This is a genomic window from Streptomyces sp. NPDC002853 (genome assembly GCF_053591915.1).
In genome coordinates, this window is record NZ_JBSFUS010000014.1 from 115,435 (window position 1) to 128,784 (window position 13,350).

8 protein-coding genes are annotated in these 13,350 nt (G+C 71.2%); 4 read left to right on the plus strand and 4 right to left on the minus strand.

The window, feature by feature from the left end; translation table 11 throughout:
• Positions 1–23 precede the first annotated feature (23 nt).
• Together ACWD02_RS34260 and ACWD02_RS34265 are read right to left on the minus strand one after the other, a co-directional pair.
• Positions 24–947: a bile acid:sodium symporter family protein gene (locus tag ACWD02_RS34260; protein ID WP_451217950.1), complete on the minus strand. Its 924-nt coding sequence runs from the start codon at positions 945–947 to the stop codon at positions 24–26.
• A gap of 227 nt (positions 948–1,174) precedes the next feature.
• On the minus strand, positions 1,175–4,204 hold the full coding sequence (locus ACWD02_RS34265) for an AfsR/SARP family transcriptional regulator (protein WP_451217953.1): 3,030 nt from the start codon (positions 4,202–4,204) through the stop codon (positions 1,175–1,177).
• A 457-nt stretch (positions 4,205–4,661) separates the two neighbouring features.
• Here ACWD02_RS34265 and ACWD02_RS34270 point away from each other — a divergent pair, with 457 nt between their 5' ends.
• From ACWD02_RS34270 to ACWD02_RS34280, 3 genes are read left to right on the plus strand one after another with little or no spacing between them, the layout of a single operon-like run.
• The gene (locus ACWD02_RS34270; protein ID WP_451217956.1) at positions 4,662–5,273 is read left to right on the plus strand and encodes a hypothetical protein; all 612 of its coding nucleotides are present in this window, start codon (positions 4,662–4,664) and stop codon (positions 5,271–5,273) included.
• A 13-nt stretch (positions 5,274–5,286) separates the two neighbouring features.
• On the plus strand, positions 5,287–7,581 hold the full coding sequence (locus ACWD02_RS34275) for a protein kinase domain-containing protein (RefSeq protein ID WP_451217959.1): 2,295 nt from the start codon (positions 5,287–5,289) through the stop codon (positions 7,579–7,581).
• Between the two features lie 2 nt (positions 7,582–7,583).
• A complete protein-coding gene (locus tag ACWD02_RS34280) occupies positions 7,584–9,788 on the plus strand; it encodes a protein kinase domain-containing protein (protein WP_451218482.1) in 2,205 nt (734 codons plus the stop codon).
• 110 nt (positions 9,789–9,898) lie between these two features.
• Here the strand turns inward: ACWD02_RS34280 and ACWD02_RS34285 are convergent, their stop codons facing one another.
• Entirely contained in the window at positions 9,899–10,348 is a 450-nt protein-coding gene (locus tag ACWD02_RS34285; protein WP_451217962.1) for a hypothetical protein, read from the minus strand.
• Positions 10,349–10,545: 197 nt separating this feature from the next.
• Between ACWD02_RS34285 and ACWD02_RS34290 the strand changes: the two genes are divergently transcribed.
• Positions 10,546–12,555 (plus strand): sensor histidine kinase, encoded by a 2,010-nt coding sequence (locus tag ACWD02_RS34290; RefSeq protein WP_451217964.1) that lies wholly within the window; start codon positions 10,546–10,548, stop codon positions 12,553–12,555.
• Here the strand turns inward: ACWD02_RS34290 and ACWD02_RS34295 are convergent.
• Positions 12,546–13,328, minus strand: a complete 783-nt coding sequence (locus ACWD02_RS34295; RefSeq protein ID WP_451217967.1) for a hypothetical protein — start codon at positions 13,326–13,328, stop codon at positions 12,546–12,548. The genes ACWD02_RS34290 and ACWD02_RS34295 overlap by 10 nt on opposite strands.
• Between the last annotated feature and the right edge of the window lie 22 nt (positions 13,329–13,350).

Below are 13,350 nucleotides of genomic sequence, written 5' to 3' on the forward strand. Positions count from 1 at the left end.
GTGGGGGCGGCGAAGCGGAGAAGTTATTGCGGGCCGACCGGCTTTTGCGGCGTCGGAGCTGCAGCGGACGTGGGGGCGGTTCCTGCCGGAGCCATGCGGCGCAGCAGGAAGCCGGTGGCCAGGGCCATGGCGAACATCAGTACCGCGTACACCGCCGAGGGGATCGCCATGCGGGTGCTGTCCAGGAGTGAGGGGCTCAGGGCGATCGCCATGGACAGCGTCGTGTTGTGCATGCCGATCTCGAAGCAGGTGGCCACGGATTGCCGGTGATCGCCGCGGACCAGCCGGGTCGCGCCGTAGCCGACGCTCAGGGAGATGACGCCGAAGAGGAAGGTCACCAGGCCCACGTCGGCGAGGTAGCCCAGCACGTTCTTCCGCTCGGCGGCGAGCGCCGCGATGATGATCCCGACGAGGGCGGCCACCGCCGTCACCTTCACCACCCTGGTGGAACGCTCGGCGAAATCCGGTCGGCGGTGTCGCACCAGCATCCCGGCCGCCACCGGCACCAGTACCACCAGGAACACCTGCAGTGTCTTGTCGAACCGCAGACCCAGCGCCTCGTCCGTGCCGCTCATGAAGTGGTTCAGGGAAAGATTCACCACGATTGGCAGCGTCACGACCGCGATCACCGAGTTGATGGCCGTCAGCGTCACGTTCAGGGCGACGTCACCGCCGAAGAGGTGGCTGAAGATGTTGGCCATGGTGCCGCCGGGAGATGCCGCGAGCAGCATCATGCCGACCGCCAGCGCGGGGCCCAGGTCGAAGGCGAGGACCAGGCCCAGACAGGCGGCGGGCAGCAGGACGAGCTGGCAGAAGAGCGCGCAGGCCACCGGCCGCGGGAACGCCGCGATCCTGCGGAAGTCGGCCACGGCCAGACCGAGTCCGAGACCGAACATGATCACGGCGAGGACGGCGGGAAGCAGATAGGTGGTCAGCGGTGAGTCCACCACAACAGAGTCCGGGACACCGACCGAAAAGTACACGCTCCCACCGCACAACACCCGGGGAAAGCCCGGTACGCGGAAGTGCGGGCACTCATTACCGCCGAACCGGCCCGCTGCCCCACCCGCCCGGACGTCACGCGCATCCCCCGCAACGCAGCCACGCGATCATCCCGGTGGTGAGGCCGCTCCCGTGGTGAGGCCGCTCCCCCCTTTCGACAGGGCCGCTGCCGCTACATCGCGCCGGCCAAGGACCGCGCGAGGTGGAACTGCTGCTCGGCTTCGTCCGGATGGCCCGCTGCCGCGTAGGTGTGTCCGAGTCGGCGGCGGACCTCCATCTCCAGCGGTCTGCTGGTGTGCTCGGTGAGCGTTGCCAGTGCTTCCCGCTGGAGAGTGATGGCCAACGGCAGGTCTCCGTGGCCGTGTTCGGCGGCGCCGAGCAGGGACAGGCTCGTGGCGCGCAGTTGCAGGTCACCGACCTCCTGGGCCAGGTCCGCCGCACGCCGCGCAAGGTCCTTGACCTCGGTGTGCCGTCCGAGCGCCAGGTGGGCCTCGGCGGTGAAGCACAGGGTTTTGCTGATCATTCTGGGGCGGCCGATCTTCTCGGCGAAGGTGAGGGAGGTGGCGTAGTACGTGAGCGCTTCCTCATGGCGTCCCTGCTGGTCGTGGAGGGCGCCGAGGTTGCAGCTCGACATCCCTGCCAGCCAGTCGTCGTCGAGCCGGGCCGCTTGTCCCATGACCTCGCTCAGGTGGGCGGCCGCCTCCGGGAGGCGGCCCAGCGCGCGTTCCGCGGCCCCCATGACGGCGATCGCCCGGGCCTGTTCGCGCAGGTCTCCCTGGTGGCGGGCGAGACGCAGCGCGTCGGTGCACCAGGCGTGCGCCTGCTGGAAGCGTCCCTGGTAGATGTCCGCGATGGCCAGGCAGTTGCGCAAGGACGAGGGCATCCGCCGGTCGTCGGCCAGGTCTGCGACGGGAAGCGCCAGTTCCAGGGCCGAGCGGCACTCGTGGAAGCGGCCCTGGCGCACCAGCGGGTCGACCAGGGACTCGGCGATCCAGCAGGCGTGGTCGAGCTGCCCGGTGGCCACCGCGAACGCGACCACGTCGAGCAGTTGCCCGCCCGCGGCCTCCAGCCACGCGTCGGCTTCCCGCCAGTCCGCGAAGGGCGAGTGGGAGACATCGGGGCCGGTCGGGTAGCCCTCCGGTCCCCAGTCGCTGGCGATGCGTCCGGCGGCCGTGTACAGGTGCAGCACGGCGGTGCGGTCCGCTGCCGCCTCCTCGGGTTCGGCGGTGGCCAGACGCCGCGTGTGGTCGCGTACGAGATCGTGCAGCCGGTAGCGGCTGGGCCGTGGCTGCTGCAACAGGCTCGCGTCGACCAGGCGCTCCAACAGGTCCTCGGTGTCCTGCAGCGAGCGGCCCAGCATGACCGCGGGGGTGAGCCCGTCGAACTCCGCGGTCGGAGCCTGGCTCAACGCGCGGAAGCAGCGGCGCAGTTCGGGGACGAGCAGGTCGTAGGACATCCGGAAGGCGGTTTCCACGCTGCGGTCCTCCGCCCTGAGTTCGCCCAGGCGGCGTTGGTCGTCGGACATCCGGCCTACCAGGTGGGCCACTGTCCAGGTCGGGCGGTTCTGCAGCCGGGCGCCCGCGATCCGCAGCGCCAGCGGGAGCCCGCCGCAGCGGTGGGCGAGTTCCCGCGCGGCCTTCGGCTCTTGTCCGGCGCGCCTCTCGCCGAGCAGGCACGTGAGCAGTGTGACCGCCTCGCCGGTGCCCAGGGGCTCCACGGTGAGGCGCCGGTCGGCGTCCAGGCCGGGCAGGCGCCGCCGTCCGGCCACAAGGACCCGGCTGCCCGGGCCCGCGGGCAGCAAGGGGCGTACTTGTTCGGCGCTGCCGGCGTCATCCACCACCACCAGCAGCCGCAAGGAGCTGGTGGCAGCCCGCCAGGCCGTGACCAACTCGCTCAAGCCGTCGGGGAGTTCGTCGTCGGCGCCGTTCACGGCGCGCAGCAACTGGTGCAGTGCGCGCTGCGGACGCAGGCTCTCGTGGGGCGCGCCGTGCGTGTGCAGGTCCACGAACAGGCAGCCGTCCGGGTATTGGTCCTGCAGTGTCCAAGCGGCGCGGACCAGCAGCGAGGTCTTGCCGACGCCTGCCGTGCCGTCCACGACGGCCACGGACACGGAGCCGGCGGGGACCGGCGCGGTGAGCAGGGCGAGTTCCGGCTCCCGGCCGACGAGCCAGGCGGTGTCGCCAGGGAGTTCGTTGCGGCGAGGTCGGGGCGGGGACGGGGAGCGCTCGGGTACCGGTGGTTGGGTGGGTGCGGCTGCCGGGGGCCTTGCTGGCGCGGCGGTGGAGCCGGTGGCGCGGGGCGATGTGGCCTGGCCGAGCAGCAGCGGATCGTCCCGGCGCAGCACGCCCTGATGTACCCGCCGCAGTTCCTCGCCCGGCTCCACGCCGAGCTCGTCGCGCAGCCGATTGCGGGTCTCCTGGTAGGCGGCGAGTGCTTCGGCCTGTCGGCCGCTGCCATACAGCGCCCGCATGCGCAGGGCGGCCAGCGGTTCGTCGTACGGCTGCGCCATCGGCGCGGCCAGCAACTCGTCCAGTGCCTCCGCGTGGCGGCCCAGAAGCACCAGGCACTCCACCCGCTCCTGGTGGAGGGTGCGCCGCTGCCGGGAGAGACGTTGCCGCTCGGCGTCGGCGAGCGGGCCGGGCAGGCCGGCCAACGGCTCTCCGCGGAAGAAGTTCAGGGCCCGCGTACAGCAGTCGAGGGCGGCGGTGAGGTCACTTGCGGCTCTCGCCCCGCGTACGGCTGCGGCCTGTTGGTTCAACTCACTGATGTCCGTGCGGGCTTGGCCGGGTACGAAGCGGTATCCGCCGCGTTCGCCGCGGATCACCGATGCGGTGGCGCCGACGCCGGGCACGTCCAGTGCTTTGCGCAGAGGGTAGACGTAACTGGGCAGGACCCGGCGGCCCGTGCCCGGTGGTTCGCATCCCCATACGTCGTCCAGGAGCTGTTGATGGGTGACGAGCGTCTCCGTACGCAGGATCAGTGCGGCCAGCACCGCCTGACGTCGGACGGGCCCGAGGTCGAGCGGTGTCTCGCCGCGGTGGGCACCGAGCGGGCCGAGCAGGGCGAGACGCAGTCGTTCCGCCGTGACCTCCGCACCATTCGTGCCTGCGGCTGCCGTAGTGCCCGCCTCGGCCGTGTCTGCCGTGTCTGCCGTGTCTTCCTTGTCCGCCGTTTCCGCTGCGTCCGCTCTGTTCGTGTCCACTCCGAACTCCCCCATGCTTTAAGCGGTTCACCGCAGTTCCCCGTTTTCCCTGCGGCAGCCCAATCCTCTGCTTCAGCAGAATTTCATCGGCATTGCAGTGTCTCGCGAGAGGGTTCGGCGCGTCGTGTCCGGTCCCGGTCGATCCGTTCCGGCCTATTCCCCTGGGACGGGTCCTGCCTGCCCCAAGGGCGTGAACCGTAGGAAAGCGAGCTGTGTCGTGAGTGAGAACCCGCAGGTCGGCCCGCAACAGGGCCTTGGCGAACACCCTCCGGGACCCGGTCAGGCGCCTCCCCCGATGCCCGGCCATGCGCCGCCACCCATCCCGCCGCAGGCGCCGGGCACACCCTCGGCCTGGTCGCAGCCTGCTCCACCCGGCGGCCCTGGCGGTCCTGGCAGCTCAGGCCCTCGCGGCGGCCGTTCTCGCGTCTGGCTGATCGGTGGCAGCGCGGCGCTCGCCGTGGCCGTGGTCATCGGCGTGGTCGTCGCCACCTCAGGGGACGACGACAAGAGCACCGCATCGGACAAGCCCTCCGGCCTGCCGGGAGGCGTCTCCAAGCCCAAGGAGCCGTCGGGGGGCAAGGCGTTCACCAAGGTGCCCAAGGGGTGCGAGCTGATCAAGGCGTCGACCATCGAGAAGATCGCGCCCGGAGGCAAGTGCACGCCGGGCCTGATGGACGAGAAGGATCTGCCCTCGATGATCACCAGGATGCCGGAGTGGCAGCCGGACGACTACGGCGTCTACCAGAGCCTGAGTGTGAGCCTTACCGTCGGCGCGAGCGTCAAGGGCCAGTACGACGTAAAGAAGACGAGCGCTCTCAGCGATCTCAAGGGCATGCGCAAGGTGGAGGGTTCCCGGCCGGTGAGCGGGCTCGGCGAGGAGTCTGTCGTCGTCAACACCGTCGATGCCCAGGACGGGACGCTGGCCCAGGCGGAGGTGGTCGTCATGGAAGGAAATGCCGCGCTCAGCGTGGACTTCACCTACAGCCGCGACAGCACCGACACCACTCCGAAGCAGGCCGAGGACGCCGCCATCACCGCCGCCCGTGATGTGCTCGGCTCGCTGAGCTGACCGCCGCGACGACGTGCACCCACATCCCTACGAAGACGGCGACCTTACGGCCGCACAGCTCGCGCACACGACCGTGCCGCAGCCTCCGGCCACACCGACCCGGCCGCTCACCGATCTCCCGCGCCTGCCGGGTCAGGTCGCCCGGCAGCCGAGCCCCACCCGTATCGGCCCCTACGAGGTGTTCCAACTCCTCGGCGAGGGCGGCATGGGCCGGGTGTTCCTGGCCAGGTCGCCGGGGTCGCGGCTGGTCGCCCTGAAGGTCATCCGGCCCGAGTACGCCGAGGCGCCCGACTTCCGCGGTCGTTTCCGGCGCGAGGCCGCAGCCGCCCGCCGCGTGAGCGGCTTCTTCACTCCGCCGGTGCTCGACGCGGACGCCGATGCCCCACAGCCCTGGCTGGCCACGGCCTACGTCCCCGCGCCGTCGCTGCACGATGCCGTGAGCGGCTTCGGTGTCCTGTCCGAGGCCGCTCTGCGGGCTTTGGGCACCGGCCTCGCGGAGGCGCTGCTGGCCATCCATGCGGCCGGCATCGTCCATCGCGACCTCAAGCCCGGCAACGTACTCATCGCCGAGGACGGTCCCCGGGTCATCGACTTCGGCATCAGCAGAGCGGTGGACGCCACCCAGGTGACGCGGACCGGCGCCGTGATGGGGACGCCCGGGTTCATGGCCCCCGAGCAGATCATGTCGAGCCGCAAGCTCGGGCCGGAAGCCGACATCTTTTCCCTGGGCTGCGTGCTGGTCTTCGCGGCCACCGGGCAGGGGCCCTTCGGTTCCGGAGGGACGACCGAGGTCCTCTACAGGGTCGTCCATCACCAGCCCCAACTCGACGGTCTGCCCTCGGCCTTGAGAGCGCTGGTCGGTGCCTGCCTGGACAAGGACCCCGCCCGCAGACCGTCCGCCGCATCGGTGCTGTCCGAGGTGGGGAGCGCCGATCCTGCCGCGTTGCTCACCCAGGGCCTGCGCCAGGACCTGGCACGGCGGGAGGCGCACGCCGCCGTTCTGGTGTCCGCGCCGCCCGTGCCCCTGGTGTCCCTCGCGCCGCCCGCGGACCCGTTCGCCACCGTCTCCAGGGGGCCCAGCCGCCGCAGGTTCCTGTGGATCGCTTCGGCCGGCACCACCATCGCGGCCGGCGGAGGGGCCGCGGCGCTGGCCGGGTGGCGCTCGCAGCCCGGCACCACCCCGGCCCGCGCCGACGCGGGCACCACGGGCCGGCCCCGGCCCAAGGTCCCGGCCGGCCCGAAGCCGCGCTGGTCGGTCCCGCTCAAGAAGCTGGCGAGCGGACAACTGCACCTGCACGGCGACGTGTTGGTGCACTGGGAGCAGAGACGCGCCACGGCCTACGACACCACTACCGGCAAGGAACGCTGGGCGGGGTCGCTGCGTCTGCCCTCCGGCGTCTCGGGGGACCCGAAGTGGCTGGGCGTGCGCGGGCCGACGCTCTTCGCCTCGGCCTGGAGCGGCGAGCGCGGCTATCTGTTCGGCGTCGACGCCACAGGCAAGCAAAAGTTCACCCACGCGGTCACCGAGCAGGGCGCCGACGCTCAGTCCGCCGACTTCGTCGAGAGCGTCCTGTCCGTCGCCGGTTCAGTGGCGGTCGTGGGCACCAGTGGTCACCAGGGGTACGGGGTGCTCGCGGTCGATCTCGGCTCGGGCGAGGTGCTGTGGTCGCGCAAGGTCAAGGGCAGCGATTTCCAGGCGTACGCCGAGGGAAGCCGCTGCTTCCTCCAGGACAACGGCACACTCCGTGGCCTTGCCCTGCGCTCGGGCACCGAGCGGTGGGAGGTGCGCGACGTCATCAAACCCGGCGCCTACCCCCACCTGTCCACCGACGGCAGGACCCTGCTCGTCACCAGCACCAAGGTGCAAGCCTATGGCGCCGCCGACGGCGAGAAGCTGTGGACGGCCGTCAACGAGACGACCACCATCAGCGCGGCCAGGGTCCGCGGCGAGCGGGCCTATCTCTACGACGGTCCGGGCACCGTGTTCGCCCTGGACATGCGCAGCGGTGAGCAGGTGTGGCACACCGCGAGCCCGGTGCACCTGACGACCACCGGCGGCGCGCAGGACGAGGGTCCCTCCGTCTCCTCGTCCGTGCTGGCGATCGCCACGTGGGCCTCCGGCGACGTCCCGGGGTTCGTCGTCCTGCGCGCCTCCGACGGCAAAACGCTGTGGGCACACCAGCCATCAGGCGACAAGACCGGTGCCAAAGCCGGGGGCAAGAGCAACTGGCGGCTGCAGATCTCCGGCAGCACCCTCTTCGCCGCATCCGAGACCACCCTCCACGCCTTCCGGAGCGACGCGCCGTGACCATGCCACCCACACCGCCCACTCCCCCCGTGCCGCCGTCCGCACCGGCGCCGTCCGGGCCGACGCCGCCTCCGCGAGCCGCCTCCCCCGCTCCCGCCACGTACATCGGCCCCTACCGGGTGATCCGAGAGCTCGGTGCGGGCGGCATGGGCCGCGTGCACCTCGCCGCGTCGCGCAGCGGCCGTGCGGTGGCCGTCAAGGTCGTGCGTCCCGAGCTGGCCGCCGACCCTGATTTCCGCCGCCGATTCAAGGCGGAGGTCGACGCCGCCCGCGCGGTGTCCGGCGCCTTCACCGCGCCGGTCATCGACGCCGCCCCCGAGGCGCCGTACCCCTGGCTGGCCACCGCGTACATCCCCGGCCCTTCGCTCACCGACGCCCTGGCCGCCCACGGCCCCATGCCGGAGTCCACCCTGCGCGTACTCGGCGGCGGGCTGGCCGAGGCGCTGGCCGCGATCCACCGCGCCGGGCTCATCCACCGCGATCTCAAGCCGTCCAACATCCTGCTCACCCGCGACGGCCCCCGGGTCATCGATTTCGGCATCAGCCGGGCCGTCGACGGAACCGTGCTCACCGCCGAGGGACAGGTCGCGGGCTCGCCCGGCTTCATGTCGCCCGAGCAGTCGCGTGGGGGCGAACTCACGCCCGCCAGCGATGTGTTCGCCTTCGGCTCCGTGCTCGCCTTCGCCGCCACCGGCGTTCCGCCCTTCGGCACCGGCGCGGCCCACGCCCTGCTCTACCGGGCCGCCTACGAAGAGCCGCAACTCGACGGCGTCCCACACGGCCTGCTCGGCATCGTCACCGCGTGCCTCGACAAGGACCCCGCCCGCCGCCCCACCGTCGAGCAGCTCCAGGCCTGGCTGCGCCCGGAGACCACCGCCGGCTGGCTCGGCGCGGTCGAGCAGCAGGTGACCGAGGACCAGCGCATGCTGCAGGGCGCCCTCCGCGTCCCACTGCTCAGCCGCCGGAGGTTGCTCACCGGCGGCGGTGTAGGCGCCGTGAGCGCGGCAGCGGGCGGCACCGCCTGGTTCCTTCGCTCCCGCGGCGAGAACGGCGCGGGCACGGTCGCCGCTCCCGCACTCGACTGGACCAAGGAGCTTCCGCAGCCCGGCATGTCGCTGCGCGCGGTGACCCGATCCACGCTGCTGTGCACCGAGAAGGCCTCCGGTGCCTGCTTCGACCGGGGCAGCGGCAAGCTCCTGTGGAAGGACCTCGGCGGCCAGAACACCGACGCGCTGCCGGACGACAAGCGCGTCTACACGGTTCGCACGGACGGCAAGGTGCACGCGTTCGACGGTCGCTCCGGCAAGGAGGTGTGGGAGGCGCCCCAGGCAGGCAACGACACGGCCAAGCTGGATTTCTCGGACGGCGAGTTGCTGATGACGACAAGCGGCGGGCGGTTCCGGGCCCTGGAGACGTCCAGCGGCCAGGTGCGGTGGACCTCACGTGACGTGAAGGACGTCAGCATGATCATCGGTGCTACCCCGGCGGGCGCACTGCTCGCCTGGGGCGGCCCGTCCAAGATCAATCCGGCCGCGATGCTCAGGGGCTACTCCGCCCTCGACCGCAAGTCCGGTGAGCGTGTGTGGAGCAAGGACCTCGTCACCCTCTACCCACCGGAGAAGAGCAAGGTGCTCTACGGGATCGACGCCGACATGAAGCTGCTGGCCCTGGACCCCGACGACGGGCGCACGCTCTGGAGCAGGTCCACGCAACTCCCGCCCACCAACAGTGAGATCCTCGGCTTCACGGGATCCCTGAGCCTGCTCGGGGGCATCCTGTTCTGCTATCCGAGCACCGGATTCAGCGGCTCGACCCGGGGCCTGCTGGCCGCCTTCGACCCGGCGTCGGGCAAGACCCTGTGGTCGGTGCAGACCGCCGCCCACGGCAACCGCGGTTACGCACGCGCCGGGGCGACCGTCTGCTACCTGGACAAGAAGGTCCTGCACGGGCTCGACGCCAAGACCGGCGCCGAACGCTGGACGGCAGGAACGGGTCTGGGTGACCTCGACCTGCTGGGCGCCCTGCCCGGACTCTTCGTCGCCGCGGGCACCAAGGGCCTGTACGCCTTCCACGCCGGCACCGGCAAGCAAGTCTGGCACCACCGGGCCACCGGCGGCTCCGGCTCCTGGTCCGCACAAGCCAACGGCGACAACCTGTACGCCACGTGGTCCGGGAAACTCTTCCGCTTCTCGGTGCCCGCGGCTTAGCGAAATCCGGGCGACACCGGGAGGCCTGGCATCGGGACGCCCGGCATCGGAAGACCTCGTCCGGTTCCCGGCTATTGCGGGAACCGAACGAGGCCTCCGTGTTCGACAGATCACCTGGTCCATGCGGTCAGCGCTGAGTCCGCGTTGTTGGTGACACGGATCGGTACGGCTCCCCACCACCGCCGAACCGACTTGGTCTCACCAGGAGACAACGGCAGCCACTCCGGGTCCGCGCCCAGAACCGTCTGCACATGGGCCTCGCCGTACGACGAGCCGTCGTTGCGCACGGCCAGCATCGTCGACCCGAAGAACCACGTCGGGAAGATGGTGTTGTCTCCCCGGCCGTTCAGCTGAACCGCGGCCGACCGTGTCTGCACCTGCGCTGCCGACCGGTCGGCAGTCGCGCTGTCCTCACGCGCCTCGGCCCCCGTCTCGCCGTCGGCGCCCCGGCGGAAACCGGAGACCCGACCGGAGTCGACCGCAGCGGCCGTCAGGCCGATGGAACGAGCAACGCCTTCCACAAGACCCACCAGTGCGAGGTGAGCTACGCCCTTGTTCATGAGTTCTCCTGTGCTGCCTCAACCGCTCCCCCGAGCCGTTCTCGCCGGATGCGGCAAGGCCTCATGCTGGTGTGCCCGGCGTCCCCGCTGCCTGAGGCCGTAGTCCTGACTTCGTCGGGAACGCTGCATGGCGGCAAAGGACGTGAGGCGGGTCTCGGACGGATGACAGGCCGCGCACCCTGCCGGACACTGTGGCCGTGCCCTCTCCACGGCGCCTGTCCGACGCGATCCTGCGTCGTACGGGCTGTGCGCTGGCCGGCGTCGCGCTGGCAGCCGCCGCACTGACGCCCTACGTCGGGCGCGGGCTGCGCTTCCCCGCGCAGGCCGGCGAACAGCCGGTGCCCTACGCCCAGTTGGTGGGCGTCGTGATGGCGATTCCGGCGAGTGTCGTATTGATCCTCGCGCGGCCACGTAATCCCATCGGGTGGCTGCTGCTGGGGGTGCCGGTATTCGGAACGGCCCAGGACCTCTGCTCCGTCTACGCCGTACGCGCACAGGCCAGGCCAGGGGAGCATCTGCCCTGGGGCGGCCTGGCCTATTCGCTGGGCAACTCCCTGTGGGTCCCGGCGTTCTGTCTGCTGATCGTCCTGGTGGTCTTCTACCCGCAGGGGCGGCTGCCCACCGCCAGGTGGCGCTGGGTGAATCGCGCCCTGGCCACCGGCGCGCTGTCGGCCGCCCTGGGTCTGGCCACGGCGCCGCAGCCGGCATCGGAGTACTTTCGCGGTGAGGGGCCTGCGGTCGAGCTGCCGGCCGCCTGGGCCGACACGCTGACGCAGGGCGGTGCGCTGCTGGCGGCCGGGGCGACGGCCGTGGTGCTGGGAGGCGCCTGCGTGCGCGTACGGCGCGCACCGCGACCGGAGCGGCAGCAACTGCTGTGGCTTCTCGTTGCGTTGGGGCTGCTAATTGCCGTGTCGTTCGTTCCCGCATGGGAATGGCTGCTGCCGATGGCCCTGGGCCTGGTCTCGTTCGCGGTGTTGGTGGGAGTGCTGTGGTACCGGCTGCTGGGCATTGACCTCGTCCTGCGACGCACGCTTCTGTACGGCGCACTCACCGCCGTGGTGCTGTTCACCTACGCCGTGGTCACCGCCATGGTCACCGTCGCCATGCCGACGGGTCCGGCCTCAGAGGTCGCGGCGGCGGCCGCGGTGGCCGCACTGCTCACCCCGGTGCGTGACCGGCTGCAGAAGGGGGTGGACCGGCTCGTCTATGGTGCGCAGAACGATCCGTTACGCCTGTTCCGGCGGCTGGGCAGCCACGTCTCCGCCGATCTGAGCGACGTACTGCCGGCCACGGTGGCCTCGGTCGCCGCCGCGGTGCGCGCCCCCTATGCCGCGCTCACCGCGCCTGACGGCACACTCCTGGCCGAGACGGGAACGAGGTCAGCAGCGCCGACGGTACGACCGCTCATCGTGGCCGGTGCCCGCATCGGCGACCTCGCCCTGTGCCCGGCCGATCCGGACGGGTTCCCGCCCGCCGACGCACGCATGATCGAAGCCCTGACGGCTCCCGTGGCGCTGATCGTCCACACCGACCGTCTCAACCGGGAGTTGCGGGCCTCCCGCCGGCACGCCATGGACGTGTCCGCGGCCGAACGGGCACGCCTCCGCGAGGACCTGCACGACGGTCTTGGGCCCTCACTCGCGGGGGTCGCCCTGGGCCTGGAAGCGATGCAGACATCCGTCAGCGGCCAGGCGCCATCCCTGGAGGAACTCGTGCGCCGCCTGCGCGGGGAGGTGACGCGCGCGGTCGACGAGGTACGACGCGTCATCGACGCCCTGCGGCCATCGGCCCTGGACCTGCACGGTCTGGTGCCCGCTCTGCGCGAGCGGGCTCTGGTCCTGACCCTGGCGACCGGCGGGGAATTGCAGATCGAAGTGGAGGCACCCGACGCCGTCCCCCCGCTCCCGGACCCGGTGGAGAACGCGGCCTTTCGCATAGCCGAGGAGGCCCTGACCAACGTGGTCAAGCATGCCGCGGCCACCCGCTGTCTGGTCCGCCTCACCTTCGGCAGGGTCCTGACCCTCGAAGTGCACGACGACGGGCGTGGCCTGCACCCGGACCGGATGCGTGGGGAGAGGGTCGGGCTGGTCTCCATGCGCCACCGTGCCGAGGAACTCAACGGCACCTTCCGTATCGTTGCCCGTCGGCGGGGCAACACGGTGCACGTCGAGCTGCCCGTCGACGGCGGAGCACCCCCTCAGCCCTGAACGCGTGCGCGCGAAGTCCGGCTGGGGGCAGGCGCCCTGAGGCGCGCTTCCTGCATGGCGTCGTAGCGGCCCTGGGTGCGGGCCGCGAACCACAGCCCCAGACGGCAGACAATCCAGGAGAGGACCCCGCACACGACCGGAACGTAGAAGTCCTCGGGGGTGCGCACGACCTGCCAGGGCGCAACGCTCTCCCAGTGCCGCAGCAACAGCTGATGGAACACCAGAACCGCGGTGGTGAAGAACGTGACCGCGGCAGTGAGCGCCATCACCGCCCGGGCACGCAGCCGGTGACCGACGGCCACTGCGATCAGGAACACGACCGGGATGAACACCGGCGAGGCCCGCAGCGCGACACGCCGGGCCACCGCCGAGGGGTCATCGGGGATCTCTCCGTTCAGATATCCCAGGCTGCCGATGCCCATCCAGGTGGTCAGCAGATAGGTCAGCCAGAACGCGGCCGTGGCCAGGACGACACTCAGCGCCACGGTGGTGGATGACGGGACGACATTGATACGCCTGCCCGTGGTGGCGGCCGCATCCGTGAGCCCGGCCGCGGAAGCACAGGCACGTTCCCCGTCGTGGCGGGTGGACTGTTGAAAGAAGAGCAGCCCCACCAGGGTGGTGGTCACTGCTCCGGCCGCATCAGCGACCTCGCCCGCACCCGCCCTGCGCAAGGCGATCGCGGCGCCGGAGCCGGCGACCAACGGGATCAGGGCCGTGAAGGCCGCACCGACGCGCGAGCCCCGCTCGGCCGTGGAGTGCACTGAAGTCATGGCGGATTCCCCCGAGATCGTG